23 protein-coding genes are annotated in these 26,921 nt (G+C 45.6%); 17 read left to right on the top strand and 6 right to left on the bottom strand.

Annotated elements, in window-relative coordinates:
- Positions 1–167 precede the first annotated feature (167 nt).
- Positions 168–1,007, bottom strand: coding sequence for a 23S rRNA (adenine(2030)-N(6))-methyltransferase RlmJ (locus tag FLM53_RS08290; RefSeq protein ID WP_123950607.1), 840 nt, complete (start codon positions 1,005–1,007; stop codon positions 168–170).
- Between the two features lie 280 nt (positions 1,008–1,287).
- Here FLM53_RS08290 and prlC point away from each other — a divergent pair, with 280 nt between their 5' ends.
- A complete protein-coding gene (gene prlC / locus FLM53_RS08295; protein ID WP_176680670.1) occupies positions 1,288–3,330 on the top strand; it encodes an oligopeptidase A in 2,043 nt (680 codons plus the stop codon).
- Between the two features lie 67 nt (positions 3,331–3,397).
- Here the strand turns inward: prlC and asnC are convergent, their stop codons facing one another.
- Entirely contained in the window at positions 3,398–3,862 is a 465-nt protein-coding gene (asnC, locus tag FLM53_RS08300) for a transcriptional regulator AsnC (protein ID WP_008218581.1), read from the bottom strand.
- 125 nt (positions 3,863–3,987) lie between these two features.
- On the opposite strand from asnC, the gene FLM53_RS08305 reads away from it, so the two are divergent.
- The 3 genes from FLM53_RS08305 to FLM53_RS08315 all read left to right on the top strand — a co-directional run bounded on the left by FLM53_RS08305 (position 3,988) and on the right by FLM53_RS08315 (position 8,756).
- A complete protein-coding gene (locus FLM53_RS08305) occupies positions 3,988–7,110 on the top strand; it encodes an EAL domain-containing protein (protein ID WP_176680934.1) in 3,123 nt (1,040 codons plus the stop codon).
- A gap of 161 nt (positions 7,111–7,271) precedes the next feature.
- Entirely contained in the window at positions 7,272–8,051 is a 780-nt protein-coding gene (locus FLM53_RS08310) for a class I SAM-dependent methyltransferase (RefSeq protein ID WP_176680671.1), read from the top strand.
- A 141-nt stretch (positions 8,052–8,192) separates the two neighbouring features.
- On the top strand, positions 8,193–8,756 hold the full coding sequence (locus FLM53_RS08315; RefSeq protein WP_176680672.1) for a hypothetical protein: 564 nt from the start codon (positions 8,193–8,195) through the stop codon (positions 8,754–8,756).
- Positions 8,757–8,845: 89 nt separating this feature from the next.
- Here FLM53_RS08315 and FLM53_RS08320 read toward each other — a convergent pair whose 3' ends face one another.
- Both FLM53_RS08320 and uspA read right to left on the bottom strand, forming a co-directional pair.
- Positions 8,846–9,724, bottom strand: a complete 879-nt coding sequence (locus FLM53_RS08320) for a carboxylate/amino acid/amine transporter (RefSeq protein WP_176680673.1) — start codon at positions 9,722–9,724, stop codon at positions 8,846–8,848.
- A gap of 52 nt (positions 9,725–9,776) precedes the next feature.
- On the bottom strand, positions 9,777–10,211 hold the full coding sequence (uspA, locus tag FLM53_RS08325; protein WP_017631982.1) for a universal stress protein UspA: 435 nt from the start codon (positions 10,209–10,211) through the stop codon (positions 9,777–9,779).
- 187 nt (positions 10,212–10,398) lie between these two features.
- Here uspA and ftnA point away from each other — a divergent pair, with 187 nt between their 5' ends.
- The 3 genes from ftnA to FLM53_RS08340 all read left to right on the top strand — a co-directional run bounded on the left by ftnA (position 10,399) and on the right by FLM53_RS08340 (position 12,743).
- Positions 10,399–10,926 carry a non-heme ferritin gene (ftnA, locus tag FLM53_RS08330; protein WP_017066029.1) on the top strand — a complete coding sequence of 176 codons (528 nt, stop codon included), beginning with the start codon at positions 10,399–10,401 and terminating at the stop codon, positions 10,924–10,926.
- Positions 10,927–10,994: 68 nt separating this feature from the next.
- On the top strand, positions 10,995–11,318 hold the full coding sequence (gene uspB / locus FLM53_RS08335) for a universal stress protein UspB (RefSeq protein WP_009848060.1): 324 nt from the start codon (positions 10,995–10,997) through the stop codon (positions 11,316–11,318).
- A gap of 231 nt (positions 11,319–11,549) precedes the next feature.
- The gene (locus tag FLM53_RS08340; protein WP_176680674.1) at positions 11,550–12,743 is read left to right on the top strand and encodes an NAD(P)/FAD-dependent oxidoreductase; all 1,194 of its coding nucleotides are present in this window, start codon (positions 11,550–11,552) and stop codon (positions 12,741–12,743) included.
- A 122-nt stretch (positions 12,744–12,865) separates the two neighbouring features.
- Here the strand turns inward: FLM53_RS08340 and FLM53_RS08345 are convergent, their stop codons facing one another.
- Positions 12,866–13,771, bottom strand: a complete 906-nt coding sequence (locus FLM53_RS08345; RefSeq protein WP_176680675.1) for a DMT family transporter — start codon at positions 13,769–13,771, stop codon at positions 12,866–12,868.
- A 138-nt stretch (positions 13,772–13,909) separates the two neighbouring features.
- Here FLM53_RS08345 and rmuC point away from each other — a divergent pair, with 138 nt between their 5' ends.
- The 7 genes from rmuC (at position 13,910) to tatC (ending at position 20,232) form a co-directional block, all read left to right on the top strand.
- Entirely contained in the window at positions 13,910–15,442 is a 1,533-nt protein-coding gene (gene rmuC / locus FLM53_RS08350; RefSeq protein WP_176680676.1) for a DNA recombination protein RmuC, read from the top strand.
- A 65-nt stretch (positions 15,443–15,507) separates the two neighbouring features.
- Positions 15,508–16,287: a bifunctional demethylmenaquinone methyltransferase/2-methoxy-6-polyprenyl-1,4-benzoquinol methylase UbiE gene (gene ubiE, locus FLM53_RS08355; RefSeq protein ID WP_026012235.1), complete on the top strand. Its 780-nt coding sequence runs from the start codon at positions 15,508–15,510 to the stop codon at positions 16,285–16,287.
- Between the two features lie 98 nt (positions 16,288–16,385).
- On the top strand, positions 16,386–16,991 hold the full coding sequence (locus FLM53_RS08360) for an SCP2 domain-containing protein (RefSeq protein ID WP_176680677.1): 606 nt from the start codon (positions 16,386–16,388) through the stop codon (positions 16,989–16,991).
- Complete coding sequence (ubiB, locus tag FLM53_RS08365) at positions 16,988–18,622, top strand: ubiquinone biosynthesis regulatory protein kinase UbiB (RefSeq protein WP_176680678.1); 1,635 nt, start codon at positions 16,988–16,990, stop codon at positions 18,620–18,622. The genes FLM53_RS08360 and ubiB overlap by 4 nt, the downstream gene beginning before the upstream one ends.
- 55 nt (positions 18,623–18,677) lie before the next feature.
- Positions 18,678–18,920 (top strand): Sec-independent protein translocase subunit TatA, encoded by a 243-nt coding sequence (tatA, locus tag FLM53_RS08370; RefSeq protein ID WP_017631977.1) that lies wholly within the window; start codon positions 18,678–18,680, stop codon positions 18,918–18,920.
- A gap of 3 nt (positions 18,921–18,923) precedes the next feature.
- A complete protein-coding gene (gene tatB / locus FLM53_RS08375) occupies positions 18,924–19,331 on the top strand; it encodes a Sec-independent protein translocase protein TatB (RefSeq protein ID WP_176680679.1) in 408 nt (135 codons plus the stop codon).
- A gap of 148 nt (positions 19,332–19,479) precedes the next feature.
- Positions 19,480–20,232, top strand: a complete 753-nt coding sequence (tatC, locus tag FLM53_RS08380; protein WP_017631975.1) for a twin-arginine translocase subunit TatC — start codon at positions 19,480–19,482, stop codon at positions 20,230–20,232.
- 314 nt (positions 20,233–20,546) lie between these two features.
- Here the strand turns inward: tatC and FLM53_RS08385 are convergent, their stop codons facing one another.
- The gene (locus FLM53_RS08385) at positions 20,547–21,308 is read right to left on the bottom strand and encodes a TatD family hydrolase (protein WP_176680680.1); all 762 of its coding nucleotides are present in this window, start codon (positions 21,306–21,308) and stop codon (positions 20,547–20,549) included.
- A gap of 208 nt (positions 21,309–21,516) precedes the next feature.
- On the opposite strand from FLM53_RS08385, the gene hemB reads away from it, so the two are divergent.
- The 3 genes from hemB (at position 21,517) to polA (ending at position 26,571) form a co-directional block, all read left to right on the top strand.
- The gene (gene hemB, locus FLM53_RS08390) at positions 21,517–22,560 is read left to right on the top strand and encodes a porphobilinogen synthase (RefSeq protein WP_176680681.1); all 1,044 of its coding nucleotides are present in this window, start codon (positions 21,517–21,519) and stop codon (positions 22,558–22,560) included.
- Positions 22,561–22,637: 77 nt separating this feature from the next.
- Positions 22,638–23,081 carry a GNAT family N-acetyltransferase gene (locus FLM53_RS08395; RefSeq protein WP_176680682.1) on the top strand — a complete coding sequence of 148 codons (444 nt, stop codon included), beginning with the start codon at positions 22,638–22,640 and terminating at the stop codon, positions 23,079–23,081.
- 691 nt (positions 23,082–23,772) lie between these two features.
- Entirely contained in the window at positions 23,773–26,571 is a 2,799-nt protein-coding gene (gene polA / locus FLM53_RS08400) for a DNA polymerase I (RefSeq protein WP_176680683.1), read from the top strand.
- The last annotated feature ends 350 nt before the right edge of the window (positions 26,572–26,921 follow it).

Here is a 26,921-nt window from a genome sequence, read left to right on the forward strand (position 1 = left end):
GGTTGTAGTCACAGTGAGAGCACTGGATACCTACGTCCTATAGATTCTTAAATTGTCTAATTATTATATTGAGGGCAGATCGGTTGAACTCAATCTCCCTGTTTAAAATTTATTCGTCCACATCACAGTCTGTTGAAGATTCTTCAGTCTATGATGTGGATTCGAGATTACTCGGGTACGATCCACTCTACTTTGAAGTGACCGGTTGCCGGTGCAATTGCTTCCTTCAAGAATGGAAGAATCTCGTTCATTTGGCTTTCTAGTTTCCAAGGTGGGTTGATAACAATCATGCCTGATGCTGTCATGCCACGCTCGTTGGTGTCTGGTGATACGCCAAGTTCGATTTGTAAAATCTTGTTGATGCCTAAGCCTTCAAGGCCTTCGATCATGTCTTCGATGTCACAACGGTTTACTACCGGGTACCAAATTGCGTAGATACCGGTTGCCCAGCGCTTATGGCTTTGAGCAATCGCAGTCACTACATCGCGGTACTCTCTTGCTAGCTCATAAGGCGGATCGATAAGTACCAAACCACGACGCTCTTTTGGTGGCAGGCTACCTTTTAAGCGTTGGAAACCATCTTCTTTGTAGATAGATACCTGACGATCGCGGTGGAACTCTTGCTCAAGCAGCGGGTGATCGGCTGGGTGAAGCTCAGTTAGTACCATACGGTCTTGGTCGCGCAGGTGGGCACGGGCAACACGTGGTGAACCCGGGTAGTAGCGCAGCTTGTCGCCGTTGTTTAGCGTTGAGATAGACTCAAGGTAGCTTTGAATGTCTTCAGGAAGGTCTTTTTGCTCCCACACGCGTGCAATACCTTGCTTGTATTCACCAGTTTTTTCAGACCATTCATGCGTTAAGTCGTAACGACCTACACCAGAGTGAGTGTCATGATAAACAAAAGGCTTATCCTTCTGTTTCAAAGAATTAAGAATAAGGCTCTGTACGATATGCTTTACTACGTCGGCATGGTTACCTGCGTGGAAGCTGTGGCGATAACTTAACAAATTAAACTCTCGTAACACTCTCGATTTAGAGTGTGGTTAGTGTAGGTGGGGTTAATCAGACCATTATAACCCTCAATGGAACATAAATTCTCGAACAATTCAGGAACAGTCGTTCGCAATATGTGGTTAGTTATTGGTTCTACTATTGAAATTTGCTTTATTGGGCACTATTTAATAACTATTCGCAGGTGATTTTTTTAGGGCGAACCTGAGCCTGATGACTGTAAGACGACCTCATTACAAAAAAGACGAAAGTCTCTAAAGCCAAAGGAATGTTTATATGTCTAATCCGCTATTAACCTTCACGGACTTACCTCCGTTTTCACAAATCAAACCTGAGCACGTTAAGCCAGCGGTTGAGCAAGTGATTGAAGCGTGTCGCAACAAGATAGAACAAGTACTTGAAGGTAATACTTCACCAAGCTGGGACAACCTAGTTGCTCCGATTGAAGAAGTGGATGATCGTTTAGGCCGTATTTGGTCACCAGTAAGCCACATGAACTCTGTTGTGAACAGCGACGAACTGCGAGAAGCGTATGAGAGCTGTTTGCCAGTATTGTCTGAGTACGGCACTTGGGTTGGTCAACACAAAGGCTTGTTTGAAGCGTACAAAGCGATCAAGGCGAGTGAAGCATTCTCAGCATTAAACCGAGCTCAACAAAAAACCATAACAGACGCACTGCGTGACTTCGAACTGTCAGGCATTGGCTTGCCAGCAGACGAGCAGCACCGTTACGGCGAGATCAGCAAGCGCCAGTCTGAGCTAGGCTCTCAATTCTCGAACAACGTACTTGATGCAACCATGGGTTGGAGCAAGCAGATCACAGACGTCGCTGAATTAGCGGGTATGCCTGAATCAGCACTGGCGGCAGCTCAAGCGGCAGCGGAGTCTAAAGAGCAAGACGGTTACCTACTGACTCTAGATATCCCATCATACCTACCTGTGATGACTTACTGTGATAACCAAGAACTACGTAAAGAGTTGTACGAAGCTTACGTAACTCGTGCTTCGGATCGCGGTCCAAATGCCGGTAAGTGGGACAACACTGAGATCATCACAGAGCAGCTTAAACTGCGTCACGAGATCGCTCGTATGCTGGGCTTTAGCACCTACAGCGAGAAGTCACTGTCGACTAAAATGGCTGAAACGCCAGATCAGGTTCTTGGCTTCCTAAACGACCTAGCAGTAAAAGCAAAACCACAAGGTGAACGCGAAGTTGAAGAGTTGCGTCAGTTTGCGGAAAAAGAGTTTGGTGTTTCTGAACTAAACCTGTGGGATATCGCTTACTACAGCGAAAAACAGAAGCAGAACCTGTTTGAGATCTCTGATGAAGAGCTTCGTCCTTACTTCCCGGAATCGAACGTGGTTTCAGGCCTGTTTGAGGTACTGAATCGTGTGTTTGGTATGTCGGTAACAGAGCGTGAAGGCGTCGATACATGGCATGAGTCAGTTCGCTTCTTTGATATCTTTGATGCGACAGGTGCACTGCGCGGTAGCTTCTACCTAGACCTATACGCACGTGAACACAAACGTGGCGGAGCTTGGATGGATGACTGTCGTGGTCGTCGTATTACTGAATCTGGCGATCTACAAACACCAGTCGCTTACCTAACGTGTAACTTCAACAAGCCAGTTGGTGATAAGCCAGCACTGTTTACTCACGATGAAGTCGTGACTCTGTTTCACGAGTTTGGCCACGGTATCCACCACATGCTAACGCAAGTTGAAGCGGGCGCAGTTGCGGGTATCAATGGTGTACCTTGGGATGCGGTTGAGCTACCAAGTCAGTTCTTAGAAAACTGGTGTTGGGAAGAAGAAGCGCTGTCATTTATCTCGGGTCACTTCGAAACGGGTGAAGCATTACCAAAAGAGATGCTAGAGAAGATGCTGGCAGCGAAGAACTTCCAATCAGCGATGTTTATCCTGCGTCAGCTAGAGCTTGGTTTATTCGACTTTACGTTACACACAGAGTACGACCCAGAAGTGGGAGCTCGCGTACTCGAAACGCTAGCAGACGTGAAATCTAAGGTATCGGTATTGCCAAGCTTAGATTGGAACCGTTTCTCTCATAGCTTTGGTCACATCTTTGCTGGTGGTTACAGCGCGGGTTACTACAGCTACCTATGGGCAGAAGTGCTTTCAGCAGATGCGTTCTCTGCGTTTGAAGAAGAGGGCATCTTCAATACTGAAACCGGTAATCGCTTCCTAAACAACATCCTTGAGATGGGTGGCAGTGAAGAGCCGATGGAGCTGTTCAAACGCTTCCGTGGTCGTGAGCCACAAATCGATGCGATGCTGCGTCATGCGGGTATCAGCGCTTAATATAGTGCTGACCAGAATGTAAAAGAGCCTCCTTGTGAGGCTCTTTTTGTATCGATTTATCAAACGATTATGGATTCACATTGCGGTTGATAGGGTTCTGTAATGAAATCAGTGTCTCTGTCGACTGAACTTCATCGATCGCTTGCAGCTTATCGATCAGTACAAACTGCAGCTCTTCAATAGACTTACACATCAGCTTTACAAAGATATTGTAAGCACCAGTGGTGTAATACGCCTCAACCACTTCATCTAAGGCATTCAGCTTGGCGATCGCCGAGTGGTAATCTTTGGCAGCATTGAGGTTGATACCAATAAAGCAACACACGTCGTAACCCAGTTTTTTGGTATTTACCACAACCTCGGTACGCTCAATAATGTCGGCCGATCTCATTTTCTCGATACGGACGTGAATGGTCGCAGGGCTTACGTCAAACTGCTTTGCCATCTCGGCATAAGGCGTACGAGCATCTTCCATTAAGGTTTTCAGAATGGCACGGTCTAGGTCATCGAGACGAGCGGTGGTTGTGGACATGCTTAACCCTTAGATTTAATGAAAATATATTGGCTAGAGTACATATCATAGCCAAGGGTGATAATATTAGCAGCAACGATGATGTTAGGGTGAATTCAGTGCGATTTTGGGTGTTATTTATTGCGATGTGTTGGAGCGTATTTGCTTCGGCGCAGACAAAAGATGTATTGGTGATCCATTCCTACCATCAAGGTTTTTTCTGGACGGATGATTTTCATAAAGGATTATCAGACGAGCTCGATCGTGATGGGTTGTCTTACCGTGTCGTTTATCTCGATAGTAAACGTACTCAAAACCCAGAATACCTAGAGCGTGTGTATCAGCTTTATCACACCAAGCTGCAGCATGAAGAATTTGCAGCGATTGTCGTTAGTGATAACAACGCACTCAACCTAATGAAGCGTCTTGCGCCTGATCTCAAGGGCACACCAGTCATCTTTGGTGGTATTAACAATTTCTCCCCTAAAATGATCGAAGGTTTGAACGCGACGGGCATCACCGAAGATATCGACTTAGTGGGCAATATTGAGCTGGTTAAGCGTCTTCAATCGACCGTAAAGAAGATCTACATAGTTACTGATCACTCGGTCACGGGTGAGGCGATTCGTTCTCAAATCGATCTTTTCATCAAAACTCATCCGGATTTTTCTGATCTCGTTGAGCACTATGTGCCGGATTCTTACCAAGAACTAATGGAATTTTCTCAACGTGCTGATCTAGGTAAAAGTTTACTGTTTTGGGCCTATTACCGCGATGCTCAAGGCCGAGTGAGCAGCGATGAAGATTGGCGACAACTGAATATTAAGACCCAGATGCCACTGTATATGGTGCACGATTTGGGGCTTGGTTTTGGTGCGATTGGTGGTGTAATTCAAAGTGGCGAAACGCAAGGTCGAGACACCGGACGTGTGTTATTGAATGTGTTGAATCACCCTGATGAGCCATTACCGTTAGTGGTGGCTGGCGCTCCGGAAATCAAACTCGATTATCAACAGATCTCTCGTTGGGATTTGGGCGCTGAAAATGAAGCCTCGGTGACATTCCTCAACAAGCCTAAGTCATTCTTAATGCGCTACCGAGATGAAATTCGCACCATCGGCTTAATGTTCTTGAGCATGTCGTGTGTTATCGCGGTGTTGGTGTATTACCTTAATCGCCTCAAAAAGAGCGAACGTGCCAGTCGCCAAAGCCAACGACTGCTTGAATCGATATTCGATCAGAGCCTGCAATTTATGGGCATCATCGATAAGGGCGGCGTATTGTTGTCGAGTAACAGCAAACTGCATGAGCTGCTTTACAATCAAGGCTATAAATTGGGAACGCCGCTTCAACAACATCAACACTGGGAAGATTCCGCTGGTGAGGTGTTGAGAGAATACTTCGCCGCAAAAGGTGAACATCCAGCTCTTAGATTTGAGGCTGAGGTGTGGTGTCGCGACCGTGGTGCGATGGTTTTGGATATTTCACTGAAGCCAATGCCGGGCACGGAAGAAGACGATATTCAGTTCTTGTTTGAAGCGCGTGATGTCACCTCACGTAAGCTTGCGGAAAATAAGCTGTTCCAACGTGAAGCGAACCTAAAACTGTATTACGACAAACAGCCCGTGATGATGATTACCCTCGATGGTAATAACCGCATTCAACAAGTGAACCAGTTTGCCGAAGAGTTATTGGGTTACCCACTGGATCAGCTACTAGGCCATCGCCCTAGAGAATTCTATGTTGACGAGAACGCGATGATTCCTCGTCATATTCTGCTGCAACCACAGCACAAGATTCGTGGTGTGTGGCGTCGTGATATTGAATATCGTCATGCCGATGGCAGCACAATCTGGATTCGAGAAAATATCCGCCCGCTGGTGGAGTCTGATCAGCTACTGATTGTGGGTGAAGATATCACCGAAACACACGAGTTGTCTGAAAAGCTAGAGTATCAAGCACAGTACGATCTGTTGACTGACACCTTTAACCGCAACCACTTTGAGCAAGAGTTGCAAAAGGCGCTGAAAGAGGTTGAGAGCCACATGCGTACCCATGCGATGTTGTTCTTAGACCTAGACCAATTGAAAGTCTTGAACGACACCGCAGGACATGAAGCGGGCGATGCGGCGATCTTGTTTAGCGCTCAACTGCTCGAAGATGTGCTGCCATACAATGCGGTGTTGGCACGAATGGGTGGTGACGAGTTTGCAGTATTAATTAAAGACTGTACCGAACGCGACGCTGTGAATGTGTGTCGCAGTATTATCTCGATGATGAGTGAGAATCCGTTCTTGTGGGATGATATTCGCCTCAATCTGACTTGTTCTATCGGCATTCGATTGATTGACCATACCGCGGCTTCACCGCAGATGGTGCATGCTCAAGCCGATGCAGCGTGTCATGCGGCCAAAGAAGAAGGTCGTAACCGCTATAACCTTTACCATCAAGATGATGAAGACCTACGTCGTCGTCACCTAGAGATGGAGTGCGTGAACCTAGTGCATGAAGCCTTGGCCAATGATCGCTTAGAGTTGTTTGCACAGCGTATTCTTGGCTTAGACGAAGAAAGCGAGAAAATGCACTTTGAAATATTGGTGCGCATCAAGAACATCAAAGGGGAGTACATCTCTCCGGGGATCTTCATGCCAGCCTCTGAGCGCTATAACATCGCGCACTTGATTGACCGCCAAGTGGTGGGGCAAACGCTGAACTGGTTAGAGCAACGCCCACATCTGATTGATGAGCTAGGGATGTGCTCAATCAACCTTTCTGGTCACTCGATGGGTAACCGAGAGTTTGTTGAATTCCTGATAGATAGCTTGAGCAACTCGTCGATACCGTGTCATAAGATTTGTTTGGAGATCACCGAAACGGCTGCGATGAGTAACATGAAGCAGGCGATAAAGTTCTTCACTCGTATTAAAGAGCTTGGTTGCATGATTGCACTGGATGATTTCGGTTCTGGTTTATCGTCGTTTGGTTACTTGAAGAAGCTTCCGGTTGATATTGTGAAGATCGATGGTCTGTTTGTGCGTGATATTGATGTCAACGAGATGGACCATGTGATGGTTCGTTCGATCAATGATTTAGCCAAGCAAATGGGCAAATACACGGTGGCTGAATTTGTTGAAAACACCCAGATTATCGACAAGCTGATTGAGCTTGGTGTGAACTACGCACAAGGCTACATCATTGGTCGACCTAAGCCGCTTGCGGAACTGGTTGAAGAGTTACAGAAAGAGCGAGCGCTAGAGCACCTCGATTAAAGTAAACCAAGCGACACGATGAGTATTCTTTGGTGCTAGCCACTTGCAGCGCTAATGGCTTTGAGAACGAATAGTTTGCTCCGTTAATATGTATTGTTGAGGCAATCAGGTAAACTGGTTGCCTCTTTTGTTTTGAATACTACTGTCTGTTGGAGACGACCTTGCAACTACAACTGATTTGCGAAGATGCTACCCAAATCGATCATTTAAATGACTTAGCGACCCGTTGGAATTTATCTCATGATGAAAACAGCGAATTTGCTTTGGTGCTGACTGACGAACGACTTGAGTTACGCAAAGTGGACGAACCTAAGCTTGGCGCTATCTTTGTTGATTTAGTCGGCGGCGCGGTTGGTCACAGACGTAAGTTTGGTGGTGGCAAAGGTCAGGCGATCGCTAAGGCGGCAGGCTTAAACAAAGGGGCTACGCCAACCATTCTTGATGGTACGGCTGGCTTAGGTCGCGACGCGTTTGTGTTGGCCTCTCTCGGTTGTAAGGTACAAATGGTAGAGCGTCACCCAGTAGTGGCAGCTTTGCTGGATGATGGCTTACAACGCGCCCAGCAAGACCCAGACATCGGTGATTGGGTAAGCGAGCGTATGAAGTTGATTCACGCTTCAAGCCATGATGCGTTAGATAAGCTCAGTAATGATCCTAACTTCGAGCAGCCAGATGTGGTGTATCTTGATCCAATGTACCCGCACCCTGAGAACAAAAAGAAATCGGCTCTGGTTAAAAAAGAGATGCGTGTATTCCAATCTTTGGTCGGTGCAGATTTAGATGCTGATGGTTTGTTGGCACCTGCAATGAAGTTGGCATCAAAACGAGTTGTGGTGAAAAGACCCGATTACGCAGCATGGTTAGATGAGCAAAAACCGAGTATGGCGATCGAAACCAAAAAGAACCGTTTTGACGTCTATGTGAAAGCATCAATGACTTAAGTAAAGCATCAATAACTTAGCAACACGCTAAGAAAATTTCCCGTCATAAATACGATAAATCACCATTTAACACTTGCGATAGTCGCGTTACGGATGTATATCTAACTAAGAATCATTATTATTCTTAGCTGGAGTTGTAGCATGGCTAAACGCTTTTGTAAGTTAAACCGTCGAGATATTACCGAACACCTAGGCGAGATCCACAGCTTGGTTACGCAGCCAAAGTTTGTGTGCCGCTCTTGTGCACGTTCATCGGCGGACGAAGCGAACCTATGCAAACCAACCGCAATTCCACCAATTGGCTGTCAAAACAAACCTGCCGAAGAGAAAGCGGCTTGTGGTCTGTTGGCTGAAACGCTGCCTAAGCCTGAAATAACACTGGCTGAGGTTGTGGATACGCCTGATTCAGCCGTTCAAATGTTTGACCCTAGCGTTACTAGTATTGCTAAGAAACCATCATTGAAAAAAGCCAAGTTGAAAAAGCTCATGGCGAACAGTGGTGAGAAAAAAGAGCTTAAGCGAGCGAAGAAAGCCGCGAAGAAGCAAGAGAAGTACAATAAGAAACTGGCGAAGATGATTAAGAAGCAGCAAAAGCTGTTTAAGAAGAGTCAGAAGATGGAAAGCAAATTGGAACGCATCAACCTACAACTTGATGACGTTGTTTTCACAGAAAGCCCATCGATGGCCGTGAACCATATTCACTGATTGTAATGATATCACCCAATTAAAAAGAGCGACCTAAGGTCGCTCTTTTGCTTTCTGGGGTAACTCAAAATCGATTCAAATCAAGCCAATTAAGCGTTGCTAGCGGATCTCGCGACACGCTTCTTCACCCAAGTTTCGTTGACCCACAGTGAAAGCAAGATAACCCCGCCACCAATCGACAGTCGAACCAAGTCGACGTCTCTATTCCAGATCAGAATGTTCACCACCAAGCCAGCAGGCACTAGGATGTTGTTCATTACTGCAAGCGCACCTGCATTCACCATGCATGCACCTTTGTTCCACATAAAGTAACCTAAACCTGAAGCAATTAAACCTAGGTAGATCAGGATCCCCCATTGAAGTGTGGTGGTTGGCAGTTTTTCAGGGTTGCCCAGCAGCATGAAAGCAACTGAAGCCACACACAAAGCACCTAAGTAGAAGTAGCCGAATACCGTGTGTTGAGGCAGCTCAGTGGGTTCATTCTCCATCACCACCTTGTAGCCCACCTGACCGATAGCAAAACATAGGTTCGCGCCTTGCACGACAAGGAAGCCGACTAAAAAGTTGTCGTTGATACCTGCGAACTTAATGAACACAGCGCCCAACACCGCAATTGCAGCTGTCACTAAGTACCAAGGTGAGAATTGTCCTTTAAGAAAGTCATAAATCAGGGTGACGTAGATTGGGGTAAAGACAGTAAACAGAAGGACTTCGGGTACAGATAGTAGCAAGAAGGATTGATAGTAGAAGCAGTACATCAGGCCAAGCTGGATACCGCCAATCGCCATTAACTTTCCGATCAGTTTGCGTGACACACCGCGGAATTTAAGGAAAGGAAGGAACACGATACCCGCAAGGGCAACGCGCATTAGTACTGAAAACCAAGAATCAACCTGACCTGCAAGGTAGACGCCGATCAGGCTAAAAGAGAAGGCCCATAGGAGGGTAACACCAGCTAAATAGCTCATAGTAAAACTTCGTTAATAAGATATGAGCTGTATGTTACCTAACCTTAAATCATTAGTCTTCTGAATCTCTTAGAGGCACGACCAGCATATCAACCGGTGAGGCGTTGATCAGTTGGCGTGTTGAAGAGAGCAGTTTGCTCCAGAAATCTTGATGGTGTCCGCAAACCACTAAATCCACATTGAACTCGTTGATGGTGTCACACAGCTCGTGGCTCAGGTCACCACTGCCCACTAAGGTGTGAGTGATTGGGTATTGAGCGTGTTCGGCAAAGTTTTGCAGTTGAATACGAGAGGCTTCCATCGCGTTGTGTTGGGTTTCGGCCATGTTGATATCAATCAGGCCGGTATAGAGCTCTGCGTAGTTAATGTCGATATGGATAAAAGAGACTTTGGCTTCCAATGGCTTTGCCAATGCTACCGCTTTATCCACAATTAATTTGCTGTCATCTGATAAATCGACTGCGACCAAAATATGTTTGTAACTCATATCGCTACCTCCTTTATTCATTGTCTGATTAAAGATTAGCACTATGCGATGGCTTTTTTTGCTGAAGTGATCTCATATCCACTGTCTTGCGTAGTGATGATTCAAAATTGGTTAACTAATGCTCTGCGAGATATTAATAAAATAGTGATATAGTAGAGAAAATTGAGGATGTAATTAGGAGTCTTAAATGCTGTCAAAAACTATGGTTGAGCAACTGAATGATCAAATTAACCTAGAATTTTTCTCATCCAATCTATACTTACAAATGAGTGCTTGGTGTGAAGACAAAGGATTTGAAGGTGCAGCCGAGTTTCTGCGTGTTCATGCGGTAGAAGAAATGGAGCATATGCAGCGTCTTTTCACTTACGTAAGTGAGACAGGTGCAATGCCAATTCTAGGTGCAATTGAAGCACCAAAACACGAATTCGAAAGCCTTGGCGCAGTGTTCCGTGAAACTTATGAACATGAGCAGATGATTACTGAAAAGATCAACAAACTGGCTCACGTTGCTTTCAGCACACAAGACTACTCAACCTTTAACTTCCTGCAATGGTACGTTGCAGAGCAACACGAAGAAGAGAAGTTGTTTAAAGGTGTATTGGATAAGCTAGAACTTGTTGGTGAAGACGGTAAAGCACTGTTCTTTATTGATAAAGACCTAGCGCAATTGGCAAAAGATGGTTCATCTTCAATTATGGAAGCTCCTGCCGTTTAGGTAGTACGAGAAAGACACTGATTATCTTTTTCTTTTGAGTTTTCTTATGAAGATGTAGGGAGGAAAGGATGATCAGCGGCGACACTATTCTATTTGCACTAATGGTTGTGACTTGTGTGAACTGGGCGCGTTATTTTACTGCGCTAAGAACACTTATTTATATTATGCGAGAAGCACATCCTCTGCTTTATCAACAAGTAGATGGAGGTGGGTTCTTCACAACTCATGGCAATATGACCAAACAAGTCCGCTTGTTTAGTTACATTAAAAGCAAAGAGTATCACCATCACCATGACGAAGTGTTCACTTCCAAGTGTGATCGTGTAAGACAGTTATTCATACTCTCTTCTGCCCTACTTGGTGTGACGTTATTGTCGTCGTTTATCGTCTAGGCGATCCAGTACGTGTGATATAGAGTGTCGGTTGTTTGTTCGTTAAGCTCAGTAGCCTAATCGCAGCTGTCTGCGATTTGTACAATTGAACATCAATTGCAAAGTTAAAAATTGACGCTAAAATAGCGAGCAATTAGTAAGGATGTGCTGTTTATGCACATCCTTTTTTATTGATGGCATTTCGAGAACAGGGTGTACTCGTGATGCAAAAGTGAAGAAAGCAGAACCACAATGAGTGAAAAATTTGATGTAATCGTGATTGGTGCGGGCGCCGCAGGCTTAATGTGTGCTGCGGAAGCTGGTAAACGCGGCCGACGAGTGCTGGTGGTTGATCATGCGAAAAAGCCAGGCAGAAAAATTTTAATCTCAGGTGGTGGTCGTTGTAACTTCACTAACTATGACGTTTCAGCGAACAACTTCCTTTGTAACAACCCTCACTTCGTGAAGTCAGCTTTATCTCAATACACCAACTGGGATTTTATCTCGATGGTGAGCAAGTACGGCATTGAGTTCGAAGAGCGCGATCACGGGCAATTGTTCTGTGTGAATGACCACACCGCAAAAGACATCGTGAGCATGTTGCTTGAAGAGTGTAAGCAAGTGAAAGTTGAACAACGCTATCGTTGTGATGTTCACTCAATCGAAAAGACTGATTCTGGCTTCAAAATGCACCTTAATACCGATGAAGTTGAGTGTGACTCGCTAGTTGTCGCGACAGGTGGTTTATCGATGCCTAAGCTCGGCGCGACGCCATTTGGCTATAAGATTGCAGAGCAGTTCGGCTTATCAGTCATGCCGACTACAGCGGGTTTAGTGCCGTTCACTCTACATAAAGAAGACAAAGAAGATTTCGCTGAGCTTTCTGGTATCGCGATTCCTGCGGAGATCACGGCGCAAGACGGTACCTTATTCAAAGAAGCACTGCTGTTTACGCACCGTGGCCTATCTGGTCCTTCAGTACTGCAAATCTCTTCGTTTTGGAAAGCGGGTCAGTCGGTTTCAATTAACCTAGTACCAGAGGTTGATGTGGCTGAACTGTTGGCGAATTCTCGCGAGAAGCACCCAAACCAGAGCTTGAAGAACACCTTGGCCAAAGCACTGCCGAAGCGCTTTGTAGAGGTGTTGATTGATCGTAAAGAGCTGGAAGACAAACCGCTTAAGCAGTTCAACGAAAAGCAGTTGAATGACATTGTCGAGCACCTAGAGAACTGGAAAATCGCACCAAACGGCACAGAAGGTTACCGAACTGCCGAAGTGACTTTAGGCGGCGTCGATACTAACCATCTATCTTCAAAAACCATGGAGTGTAAGAGCGTGTCTGGCCTTTACTTCATCGGCGAAGTGATGGACGTGACGGGCTGGTTGGGTGGCTATAACTTCCAATGGTGCTGGAGTTCTGGTTTTGCAGCAGGTCAGTGGGTGTAAGTACTTCGCTTATCCATTAGTTCAGGTTACATAAAAATGGCGAGTCATATGACTCGCCATTTTTGTATCTAATCCAGAGTTAAAGTAACTAAATTGATGGTTTTCGCAGTCAATCGACGCTTTTAGTTCTCATTAGCAACGGTCTTGTTTTTTGAAAACTTGATCTGTTGAATCACCAAACCGGCAATGATCAACACCAAACCAAACAGTGTCGCGGGGTGGATTTCTTCGCCGATAATGGTTGAAAGTAGCATCAACGAGATAAACGGTGAGGCGAAAATTAGGTTACTGATACGTGCCGTGTTGTTGGTCAGTTTCAGTGCCGATAGCCACAATACAAAGGTAATACCCATCTCAAATAGGCCAACGTAAGTCACCGCCATCCAACCCTTCGCCGTGATTTGGCTAAAGCTTTCGCCCTCGTAAATGGTTAAACCAATCGCGAATGGCAACGCCACTAAGAATCCAAGCAGTACACCTACCACAGGGTCAGCCTTGTTTTTTGTGTTGAGAATCCAGTAGCCAGCCCAAAGTAGAGTTGAAAGCAGAGCTAATGCCACACCAAGTGGGCTATCGAACTGCATGCCTAACACGTCACCTTTGGTGGCGATGACCACGACACCTGCATAGCTGAAGGTACACGCAATCCAATCTTGTTTACGAATCTTTTGTCCTAGAAAAACCGCTGCCATTAAAGTTAGGGTGATTGCCCAGCTGTAGTTAATAGCTTGAGCTTGAGAAGCGGGCAGCAGGTCGTATGCTTTGAATAGAATCAGGTAGTAAGCCAGCGGGTTAACCAAACCGAGCAGCAGGTAGTACCAAGGATTTGAAAGAAACGTAGTACTAAGCTGAGAAAGCCTACCTTGAAAGGCGCAAACGGCGAACAGCGCAATCGACGACACAATGCTGGCAATAGTCAGCATTTGAATCGGTGAAAACTCAGCAAGGGTCAGCTTAAAAGCAGTAGCGACCGTTGACCACAGTAGCACTGCGGAAAGACCAAAGCCCAAGGCACGACGTTCGTTCATAGCAACTCATTCTAATTTGATGGGACAGAATACGGAGCGCTTAGTCTATCTGTCGAATTTTAATACGGCAAACTGGACATTTATCCAGTATCAAAATACCATTTAATGAGTTATTTCCAATTAGGCAAAATCATTATCATGCAATGGATTATCGAACATCAGGCAACGCTTATTGCTGCAATTTCTGGCGCGCTCGTCAGTGGTGGTGTCGTGGGTTGGTGGGTTAAACAGAAGCTCTCTTTTCAGCAGCGATTGCTCGAGCAGCAACTAGAGTCCGATCGTTTGTTGCATGAATCTCAGCAGTCTCAGCTCAAATCGTCGCTCGCAGAGGCGCAACAAGAGCTTGATGAGTTGGATGACGACCGAGATAAAGCCGCATTCGAACTTAAGCAAGCGCACGGTAAGGTGATGGCTGCGATGGAAAAGCTTCGCTACTTTGAGGCGGTGAAGCAAGAACGTCAGCAGTATGCCGATGAGATCAATGTGCTGAAAGACCATAAATCTGAATTGGAAGCCGAACTTCGCGAGCAAGAGGCAAGGCATGACCAAGAAAACCTCGCCAATAGCGAAAAGCTGCAGTTGCTAGAACAAGCGGAATCACGCTTGAAGCAACAGTTCGAGCATCTTGCTAATCAGTTGTTTGAAACTAAAACCGCTAAGGTCGACCAACAGAACAAGCAGAGCCTAGAAGGACTGCTGTCGCCGTTGAGGGAGCAGTTAGAAGGCTTCAAGAAGCAGGTTAATGACAGCTTTAGCCAAGAAGCCAAAGAGCGCCACACCTTAGTGCATGAGCTGAAAAACCTACAGCGCCTCAACGAGAGCATGACGCGAGAAGCGGTTAATCTGACTCAGGCGCTCAAGGGCGACAACAAGCAGCAAGGTAACTGGGGTGAGGTGGTCTTGGCGCGTGTGCTTGCTGAATCTGGGTTGCGAGAAGGCCATGAATACCAAACGCAAGTGAATCTCCAGAACGATGCTGGCAAGCGTTATCAGCCTGATGTGATAGTCCATTTGCCACAAGGTAAGCAAGTGGTGGTGGATTCGAAAATGGCGTTGGTGGCGTTTGAGCGCTACTTCAATGCAGAAACCGATCAACAGCGTGATGCGGCACTGCGTGATCACTTGGTGTCACTGAGAGCGCACATTAAAGGACTGAGCCAGAAGGATTATCATCAACTTAAAGGTATTCAGAGCTTGGACTATGTGTTGATGTTTATCCCTGTCGAACCCGCATTCCAAGTCGCGATTCAAGCCGACCCTAGCTTGGTGAAAGACGCGATGGAGCAAAACATCATCTTGGTCAGCCCAACGACCTTGCTGGTGGCACTGCGTACCATTGATAATCTGTGGCGTAATGAAAGACAGAACCAGAACGCACAAGTCATTGCAGAACGTGCAAGTAAACTTTACGACAAACTGCGCTTGTTTGTTGATGACATGGAAGGCCTTGGTAGCTCGTTAGATAGAGCTAATCAAAGCTATCAAGGCGCGATGAACAAGCTAGTCACAGGCCGTGGCAACGTGATTCGTCAGGCCGAAAGCTTCAAGCAGCTCGGGGTTGAGGTGAAGAAACCTATCTCGATTGGTTTGGCCGAAATGGCGCAAAATGAGGCTTTTTCAGAAAATGCCTCCTTAGTAGAAAGACAACCCGCTGAGGATAAAGTAAACTAATCGGCCGCAGCGCCTCTAAACACGGAGCGTGCTGTCGATGAGAACTTACCATGGTAGATAACAGCATTATGGACACAAGCGTGCAGACAAATTCAGCAGTAGAGTCAGAAACCACACACTTTGGTTTCGAAACAGTCGCGAAAGACGAAAAAGTCGCGAAAGTAGCAGAGGTATTTCACTCTGTAGCCGCTAAATACGACATCATGAATGACTTAATGTCGGGTGGTGTTCACCGCTTGTGGAAGCGATTCACGATTGATTGCAGTGGCGTTCGCCCTGGTCAGCGTATCCTAGATCTTGGTGGTGGTACTGGCGACCTTACTGCGAAATTCTCGCGTATTGTTGGTGAAAAAGGCCACGTGGTTCTTGCTGATATCAACAACTCAATGCTGAATGTTGGCCGTGATAAGCTGCGTGATAGCGGCATTGTTGGCAACGTACACTACGTACAAGCGAACGCTGAAGAGCTACCTTTCCCAGATAACTACTTCGATTGCATTACGATCAGCTTCTGTCTGCGTAACGTAACCGATAAAGACCAAGCGCTGCGTTCAATGTACCGTGTGCTTAAGCCTGGTGGTCGTCTGTTGGTTCTTGAGTTTTCTAAGCCAGTGCTTGAGCCACTATCAAAGGTTTACGACGCATACTCTTTCCACCTGCTGCCAAAAATGGGTGAGCTGATTGCTAACGACGCAGACAGTTACCGTTACCTTGCAGAATCTATTCGTATGCACCCAAATCAAGAGACTTTGGAAGGCATGATGCAAGAAGCGGGTTTTGAAAATACAAAATACTTCAACCTAACGGGCGGCATTGTTGCGCTGCACCGCGGTTACAAGTTCTAGTCGAGCTTGGTAGCAAGCTCGTTGAGTGTGCTAAACAATAAGAATAAAGATAGAACGGATAGGTTAAGGCTTATCCGTTTTCAAAGGTAAGGACAGTCATGCCATTTGATCCATTGGTAACCGCGGTTATTGAAACCTCTTTAAATACTTTTGTGAACGATGATCCAGCACTGGTTCGTCGTTTGTCTCGTTTAAAGGGGCAGATCATTCAAGTCAATTTGAAAGAGTTGAATAAAACACTCACTTTCGTTTTCAGCCAACAGATTGATGTGTTGTCAGAATACGAAGGGCAGCCTGACTGCTACCTATCTTTGAACCTATCGGTGTTACCTGAACTGCGTGAGCAATCGAACATTACCAAGCTGATCAAGCAAGATAAGCTGATCTTAGAGGGGGATATTCAGCTGGCTCAGAAATTCGCTCAACTGATGACAGACTGCAAGCCTGACTTGGAAGAGTGGTTGTCGCGTGTGACGGGTGATGTGGTTGCGCATACCTTGGTACAAGGCGTTAAGAATGTGGGCGGCCTTGTGACTAAGCAAGCGACTAAGCATCAAAACCACCTCGCTCAGGTATTAACTGAAGAGTGGAAAATTGCTCCAGCACCATTAGAAGTTGCGCATTTTTGCGATCAAGTTGATGACGTAAAAAGCTCAGCAGCACGCCTTGAAGCTAAGTTGAACGCTCTGTTGGAGAAAGCATGACCCCAACAGAACTGAAACGTCTTTATCATATTATCAAGGTACAGTTGGAATATGGCCTTGATGAATTGATGCCAGAGCACCAATTGACCAAGGCCCCTTTATTGGCGCGAAAGTCTCTGTTTTGGCTTAGAAACAAGCATCAAGATAAAGAGTTGGGCCATCGCTTACGTCTCGCGCTGCAAGAACTTGGCCCTGTGTGGATCAAGTTCGGACAGATGATGTCGACACGTCGCGATCTGTTCCCTCCTCATATCGCTGATCAGCTTGCTCTGCTACAAGACCAAGTTGCACCATTTGATGGTGAACTGGCTAAGCAAGATATGGAAAAGGCGCTCGGTGGCAGCTTAGATAACTGGTTTACCGACTTTGATATCGAGCCTCTAGCTTCAGCTTCTATCGCTCAGGTGCATACTGCGAAACTCAGAGAGAGCGGCCGTGAGATTGTTCTCAAGGTAATTCGCCCTGATATTCGCCCGGTGATTGATGCAGATCTAAAACTGATGCACCGAATGGCGCGTATAGTCGCTAAGTCGCTTCCTGAAGCACGTCGTTTGAAACCTGTTGAGGTGGTTCATGAGTACGAGAAAACCTTACTGGATGAACTAGACCTGCGCCGTGAGGCGGCCAATGCGATTCAACTTAGACGTAATTTTGAAGGCAGTGAAGAGCTGTATGTTCCAGAGGTTATCCCTGATTTAAGCAGTGAAACCTTGATGGTGTCGGAGCGAATCTATGGTATTCAGGTTTCGGATATTGAGACGCTAAACGCCAACGGCACTAACATGAAATTGCTCGCTGAACGTGGTGTAACGGTATTCTTCACCCAAGTGTTCCGTGATAGCTTTTTCCATGCAGACATGCACCCTGGCAACGTATTCGTTAACCCAGAAAATCCAGATAACCCGCAGTGGATTGGTTTGGATTGTGGCATTGTCGGCACACTCAACAGCGAAGATAAGCGTTATTTAGCAGAGAACCTGCTGGCTTTCTTCAATCGAGATTATCGTAAAGTCGCCGAGCTGCACGTTGATTCTGGATGGGTACCACACGACACCAACGTCAACGACTTTGAGTTCGCGATTCGCATGGTGTGTGAACCAATTTTTGCAAAACCACTTGGCGAGATCTCATTTGGCCATGTGTTGCTAAACTTATTTAATACAGCAAGACGTTTCAACATGGAGGTTCAGCCTCAGTTGGTGCTTCTACAGAAGACCTTGTTGTATGTGGAAGGCCTAGGTCGCCAGTTGTATCCGCAGCTTGATTTGTGGGCAACGGCTAAGCCTTTCCTTGAAACCTGGATGATGAATCAGGTGGGGCCGCAAGCTGTGATCAACGCAGTAAAAGAGCGCGCACCATTCTGGGCAGAAAAACTGCCAGAGCTGCCGGAGCTACTTTATGACAGCTTACGCCAAGGTAAAGCGATGAACCACAGAATGGATCAGCTCTATCAAGGCTATAGAGATAGTAAGCGCCAACAAGCAACTGGAAAGTTTTTGTTTGGTGTTGGAGCCACTTTAGTCGTATGCTCCGCAATATTAGTTTCAAGCCCTTATGAGCAGCTATCTATGGGCTGTGGCATCGCAGGTGTCACATTTTGGTTGCTTAGTTGGCGAGCTTACCGTCGTTAGACAGTAGACTCTCTTAATATTTTTTTATGTGTAGACAGACCCGAGGACAATGACAATGGGTGGTATCAGTATTTGGCAACTTCTAATCATTGCTGTAATTGTAATTTTGCTATTCGGAACAAAGAAACTGCGCGGCATGGGTGGTGACTTAGGTTCAGCGGTTAAAGGCTTCAAAAAAGCGATGAGCGATGAAGACAAGCCTGCAGATAAGAAAGATGCAGACTTTGAACCAAAGAATATTGAACAGCAGAAGACAGAAGCGACTGCTGAAACAAAGAAAGACAAAGAGCAGGCGTAAATCGTGTTTGATATCGGTTTTTGGGAACTGGTATTAATATCTGTCGTTGGGTTAGTGGTTTTAGGACCTGAGCGTTTGCCTGTTGCGATTCGCAGTGTATCCAAGTTTGTGGGTGCGGCGAAAAGTATGGCAAACAGTGTGAAAGATGAACTTTCTCACGAGCTTAAGGTGCAAGAGCTACAAGAAAACCTACGTAAGGCGGAACAAATGGGTATGGAAGATTTATCTCCAGACCTTAAGGCGTCAGTCGATGAACTTAAGCAGGCCGCTGCTGAGGTTCAACGTCCGTATGCTAAGCCTGAGTCTGATAAGCCAAGTGAGACTAAACCTAGTGTCACGGAAACTGCTGAGCCTGAAGCCATTCAGACTAGCAGCGAAGCTTCAGCACCGTCAGATAAGAAAGCCGAATAGTCTCGCAAGGAGGAGTCGTCTGATACCTAAGTAGCTAGATACTTAAATAGACAGCTATTTAAGTAAATAACTATTCAAGTGGATACCAATCCAACTGGATAGATAGGTGCGCGGCTCCTTTTCGATCTTCCTGTTTAAGAGGTTTGACATGTCTTCGACTGAGCAGACACAGCCTTTAATTAGCCATCTTCTGGAACTACGTAATCGCCTATTGCGCGCGATTGTCGCGGTTCTGGTTGTGTTTATCGGGCTAATTTATTTTGCTAATGATATTTATGAATTCGTATCAGCACCTTTAGTAGATCGTCTACCTGAAGGGGCGACGATGATCGCAACGGATGTTGCATCGCCATTTTTCACACCACTGAAATTAACCTTAATCGCGTCTATTTTTGTCGCGGTGCCGTTTATTTTGTATCAGGTGTGGGCGTTTGTTGCTCCGGGCTTATACAAGCATGAGAAGCGCTTGATCATGCCACTTTTGGCATCAAGTTCTTTGCTGTTTTACTGTGGTGTAGCGTTTGCTTACTTCGTGGTATTCCCGCTGGTATTTAGCTTTTTCACGGCTATCTCTTTGGGGCAGGTAGAGTTCGCAACAGACATATCGAGCTATCTCGATTTTGTACTCGCGTTGTTCTTTGCGTTCGGTATTGCTTTTGAAGTGCCTGTCGCGATTATCTTGTTGTGTTGGACTGGGGCGACGACGCCGAAGGCTTTATCTGAAAAGCGTCCTTACATTGTCGTGGGTGCTTTCATCATCGGTATGATGCTGACACCACCAGATATGATCTCACAAACACTGTTGGCGATTCCAATGTGTATTCTGTTTGAGATTGGTCTGTTCTTTGCGCGCTTCTATGTGCGTAAGCCAGATGCTGACGAAGAAGAAGCCGAGTCTTGATTCGCAAGATTCTTTGAGAACTGTTCGAGCGTGTTCTCAAGCAAAAATCACATAATAAAAAAGCGGCCTAGGGCCGCTTTTTTATTATGTCCGTTTATCGAATCTTTAACTGATAGCCACAGTTCTGACATATATAGAGCTCTTTAATGCCCAAAAGTTTATGCCATAGGGTTCGATGCTGACGTTGTAAGTGTTGTGAATGGTCACACATAATCAACTACCTCCATATGCAGGTGGTTGATAGTATACACATCACTTTGCTTTAACAAATAAATCGGCTATAAATTCATAAAATTATCTTATTAATAGATTTATCACAAATTAAACAATGACTTAGCATTTGTTGTGGTTATGTTTTCGACTTCTTCTAGGGTAATTCCGCGCAGTTCGGCAATGCGTTTTGCCACTAATTCTGTGTAAGCTGGCTCATTGCGTTTGCCGCGATTTGGCGTCGGTGCCAAGTAGGGGCAATCTGTTTCTAGGATGACGTAGTTCATATCCAGATGTGGGGTCACCTTATCCATCCCTGAATTCTTAAAGGTCGAAACACCACCTAATCCGAGGTGGAATCCTAGAGCGTTGATCGCTTGAGCTTCTTCTAAGCTGCTGCCAAAACAGTGGAATACGCCACGTAAGCTGCCATCTTGCTCTTGTTTCAGTAGCTCAAGTGTCTCTTCAATGGAGTCGCGCGTGTGGATCACCACAGGTAGATCGAGCTCTTTTGCCCACTGTAGCTGAGTCACGAACGCCATCTCTTGTTCGGCCTTGAAAGTTTTATCCCAGTACAGGTCGATACCAATCTCACCCACGGCGATGAAGTTATGCTTGTCGAACCAAGCACGAATGGTCTTTAGTGTTTCTTCAATATTTCCATCCACATAACAAGGGTGTAAGCCCATCATTGAACGGCACACATCCGGAAACTGAGCTTCTGTCGCTAGCATTGGCTCGATAGATTCTAAGTCGATGTTCGGCAATAGAATAGTATCAATCCCTTGAGCCAGTGCGCGCTCTACAACTTGCTCGCGGTCTTCATCAAATTCACTCGCATAAATATGAGCATGGGTGTCGATCATTGTTTTGTCCTGAAAGCGGTCTTTACTGAGTTGTCATGAGTATACGGCAGTGTGAGGAGAAGGTCATTTTTTGCCATTTCTCCCTGTTTTTGAGTGGGTTTTATATTTTACTGCTAGCGTCCTGAGCCATCAGTGATATGCTTTTGCCTGTATTTAGCACTTTTCATATCTAAGTATTTCGGTGCTTAGACTAGGCAAGGAGAATCTAGTGTCTGTTTCAATTCAAGGTCAATTCCCAGGTCGCCGTATGCGCCGTATGCGTAAGCACGACTTTAGCCGTCGCCTAATGGCAGAAAATCAATTGTCTGTGGATGATCTAATCTACCCAATGTTTATCCTGATGGGTAAAGACCGCCGCGAGCCTGTAGAGTCAATGCCGGGTGTTGAACGCCTGTCGATCGACCTTATGCTTGAGGAAGCGGATTACCTATCTAAACTGGGTGTTCCTGCGATTGCTCTATTTCCAGTCGTGAACCAAGATGCTAAAAGCTTATGTGCAGCTGAGGCCCATAACTCTGAAGGTTTGGTTCAGCGAGCAGTACGCTCATTAAAAGAACATGTGCCAAACATTGGTGTTATCACTGATGTCGCACTAGACCCGTTCACCACTCACGGCCAAGACGGCATCATCGATGAAGATGGCTACGTGATGAATGATGAGACCACTGAAGTCCTGATCAAGCAGGCTTTGTCTCATGCTGAAGCGGGCGCTGATGTGGTTGCACCATCGGATATGATGGACGGTCGTATTGGTAAAATCCGTGAAGCGCTAGAAGAAGCGGGTCATATTCATACCCAAATCATGGCTTACTCAGCGAAATACGCATCGTGCTACTACGGTCCATTCCGTGATGCCGTCGGCAGTGCTTCGAACCTGAAAGGTGGTAACAAGAAGAACTACCAGATGGATCCAGCAAACAGCGATGAAGCAATTCACGAAGTGGCGATGGATCTTAATGAAGGTGCAGACATGGTGATGGTGAAGCCAGGCATGCCTTACCTAGACATCGTGCGCCGTGTGAAACATGAACTGCAAGCGCCGACATTTGCTTACCAAGTGTCAGGTGAATACGCGATGCACAAAGCAGCAATTCAAAACGGTTGGCTGAAAGAGCGCGACACCGTTATGGAATCACTGCTGTGCTTTAAGCGTGCAGGTGCCGATGGCATTCTGACTTACTTCGCTAAAGATGTGGCTGAGTGGCTTGCAGAAGACAACGCACAAGCAGCAGAGCACCTAAAAGCAAAGTAACGATCTAGCGTTGCTTAACTGATCACCAAAAGGGTTGGCCATTGTGCCAGCCCTTTCGTTTATGAGGATGAAATAAGATGTCAGTCATCGTACGTGAAGGCTCACTGGAAGAAGTGGTTTCAGTTGTGGAGCAGATCTCTGAGTTTGCTAAAAAAGAGAGTGTGGCTTCTCTTTCAGAGCGATTATCAGGCAAGAAGAACCTGATCTTAGTAGCAGAAGAGGCAGGAGTGCTGCTTGGCTTTAAGATCGGCTATGAATTGGATCAGCAGACTTTTTACAGTTGGTTTGGTGGGGTGTCACCGCTCGCAAGAAACAAAGGGGTCGCACAGTCTCAGTTAGATGTTCAGGAACTGTGGGCACAACAACAAGGTTATAAGCAGCTAAAAGTAAAATCTCGTAACCAGTTCCCCGCGATGTTACGCCTGCTATTGAGAAACGGTTATCAAATCGAAAAACTGGAAGAAAAAGAAGATATTAATGAAAATAGAATCCATTTTGTGAAGCAATTATCAGTACTGTGAATCGTTTTTAGTAGCGAGATAAAACATGAAAATGAAATTAAATGAGATTTATTATCATTTACTGGTTGACTATTAAATGAGAATCATTATTATTAAACCTGTCTTAGGGAATGAGGAAATGTTCACAAGGATGTTAAGTACTCAAGTATCAACTTGGTTACCCAACAGAATTCTCGCGAACTTGTACTAAGTTCTTTTTGACACGACATTGCTCACATTGCTTCCAGTGTAATTTATAGCTTTTAGGTAAAGCTGTGGTATTCAATTTGAATGGCTTTACCGGTTTTTGCTAGGCGACATCTTCGGGTGTCGCTTTTTTTATATCTCTATTTCAACAAGATGCATATTTAGTGGCACGTATTTTTATGAATAAAACGCCATCAGCATTCTTTTCCACAATGCAAGATCGAAAAAAGATCGTTGATCATATGTTCGATCTGTAATTTTATTCTTTATTTTCAGTTGTTTATTTGTGTTTTTTGCTTGGTTTACCTTAGTTCTCAACAGGGTGGATAAATAATATAAACAGAGTTATCCACAGAACGCTTGTGTCTAAGAACAAAAAATAACAACAAATTGATTATAACGAACACAACCGAGTGAACGGATACGGATCGACAACGTGGAATCCAACCAACAGACGTGGCATTCTTAACAGATAATTTCTGTACTTACTGGATACACAAATATTATGGCTCGTATTCCTGATAATCCATTGATTCTGATCGATGGCTCTTCTTACCTATATCGCGCGTTCCATGCTTACCCTGGCACAATGAGCAATGGTGATATCCCAACGAACGCCGTTTACGGTGTAGTTAACATGCTGCGTAGCATGATGCGTCAATTTGCTTCTGATCGTATTGCGGTTATTTTTGATGCGAAAGGAAAGACGTTCCGTGATGACATGTACCCAGAGTACAAAGCAAACCGTCCACCAATGCCTGACGATCTTCGTTGCCAGATCGAACCTTTGCACAATGTGATTCGTGCGATGGGCTTACCGCTTATCTCTATTCCCGGCGTTGAAGCGGATGACGTGATTGGTACGCTTGCTTCTCAAGCTTCTGCTATTGGCATGCCTGTGCTTATCAGTACTGGTGATAAAGATATGGCGCAACTGGTTGATGACAACGTTACCCTGATCAACACCATGACTAACGTGGTGATGGATCGCGAAGGCGTTATTGAGAAGTTTGGTATCCCACCAGAGCTTATCATCGACTACCTTGCATTGATGGGTGATAAAGTCGATAACATCCCAGGAGTTCCGGGCGTTGGTGATAAGACTGCGACAGCGTTACTGCAAGGTATTGGTAGCATCGAAAAGCTGTACCAAAACCTCGATGATATCGCGGCGCTTGGTTTCCGTGGTTCAAAGACTATGGCTAAGAAGCTGATTGATAATAAAGACAACGCTGAGATGTCTTACGAGCTTGCAACGATCAAACTCGACGTCGAGCTTGAAGAGACACCTGAGTCGCTTGTAAAAGCACAACCAAACACCGATGAGCTGATTAAGCTATACGGTCAACTGGTCTTCAAATCTTGGTTGAACGAGCTACTTGAAGGCGGCAGCGGTGTAGTTGAGGCGGATGAGAAGTCGGGTGCAGTACGTAGCAGCACAGCATCAACTACTTCTACGGTAGAAATGAATACCTCTGCAGTGACGATTGATCGCAGCAACTACGAAACCATCTTAGATGAAGCCTCTTTTAATGCGTGGCTAGAAAAACTGAAAGCGTCAGAGGTGTTTGCCTTTGATACTGAAACAGACAGCTTGGACTACATGGTGGCTAATCTTGTTGGCCTATCATTCGCAACCGAAGAAGGCGTTGCCGCTTACGTACCGGTTGCTCATGACTACCTAGATGCTCCTCAACAACTTGATCGTGATTGGGTACTTGAGCAGCTTAAGCCGATTCTTGAAGATGACGCACAAGCTAAAGTCGGTCAAAACCTGAAATACGATATGAGCGTTTTAGCGCGCTACGGTGTCGAGATGAAAGGCATCAAGCACGACACCATGCTAGCGTCTTACGTCTTCAATAGTGTTGGCGGCAAGCATGATATGGATAGCCTAGCGCTGCGCTTCCTACAGCACAGCTGTATCTCATTCGAGCAGATCGCAGGTAAAGGTAAGAAGCAGCTTACTTTCAACCAGATTGAGTTAGGTGAGGCGTCTCCATACGCTGCAGAAGATGCGGACGTAACTCTACGTCTTCATAACCGTTTAATGGAAAACATCGAGCAAGATGAAAAGCTAAAAGCGATTTATGAAGAGATCGAAGTACCACTGATTCCAGTGATGTCTCGTATTGAACGCACTGGCGTATTCATCGACGACATGTTGCTAGGCGCTCAATCGCAAGAGATTGCCGTTCGTCTTGATGAGCTAGAACAGAAAGCTTACGAGATTGCAGAGCAAGAGTTCAACATGAACTCACCAAAACAGCTGCAAGCGATCCTTTTTGAAAAGATGGGCTTGCCTGTTATTAAGAAAACGCCATCAGGTGCACCTTCAACCAATGAAGAAGTGCTACAAGAACTCGCGCTTGATTACCCGCTACCTAAGCTGATCATTGAGTATCGTGGCCTTGCGAAGCTGAAATCAACTTACACAGATAAGCTGCCGAAGATGATCAACGCTGAAACTGGTCGTGTTCATACGTCTTACCATCAAGCGGTGACGGCGACGGGTCGTTTGTCTTCTACAGATCCAAACCTACAGAACATCCCAATTCGTAATGATGAAGGTCGTCGTATCCGCCAAGCATTCGTTGCACAGCATGGTTGGAAGATTCTAGCGGTCGATTACTCTCAAATTGAATTGCGTATCATGGCGCACCTATCGGGTGACAAAGCGCTTCTGGAAGCATTCCAACAAGGCAAAGATATCCACGCAGCAACGGCGGCTGAGATCATCGGCGTTAATATTGAGGATGTAACGACAGAACAACGTCGTCGTGCTAAGGCTGTTAACTTCGGTCTTATCTACGGCATGAGTGCCTTTGGTTTGGCTAAGCAGCTAGGTATTCCTCGTGGCGAAGCACAGCACTACATGGATACTTACTTCGAGCGCTACCCTGGTGTAATGCAGTACATGGAAGACACACGCAGTGCTGCTTCAGAACAGGGCTTCGTTGAAACCATCTACGGTCGTCGTTTGCACCTTCCTGAAATTCAATCTCGTAATGGCATGCGTCGTAAAGCAGCTGAGCGTGCGGCGATCAACGCGCCAATGCAAGGTACAGCGGCAGACATCATTAAGAAAGCGATGCTATTGGTTGATGAATGGATCCAAGCGGAAGGCGATGGTCGAGTTAAGTTATTGATGCAAGTACACGATGAATTGGTGTTTGAAGTGGAAGAGTCATCTTTAACCGAAATTGAAAGTAAAGTACAAGAATTGATGGAATCAGCTGCAGAGCTAGAAGTACCACTTGTGGCGGAAGCTGGCCACGGTGACAACTGGGATCAAGCCCACTAATCAGTTTTTGACCTTATTAAGCAAATTAGTATGAGCCAGTGCACAAACACTGGCTTTTTTTTATCTCGAATAAAGTTGAATCGTGAAAAGGGTTTAGGTGTTTTAATAAAACATTCATGAAAAAAAACTACAAAAGTTGTTTTCATTTCTGAGCAATTGTTGTACATTAAATCTCGTAGGGTACAGAGGTAAGATGTTCTATCTTTCAGACCTTTTGTTTCACGTTATTGGATTAGGCTGATTCAGCCGCCCCAGTCAGCATTTGACTGGGGCGTTTTTTCTTGTGCGAAAGAAAAATATTTCCAACCTACTATTCCCCTGTAAATCCGCTTCTTTTTAGTGCCTTGTAT

It is taken from the genome of Vibrio sp. Scap24, from assembly GCF_013394185.1.
Taxonomy (GTDB): domain Bacteria; phylum Pseudomonadota; class Gammaproteobacteria; order Enterobacterales; family Vibrionaceae; genus Vibrio; species Vibrio pomeroyi.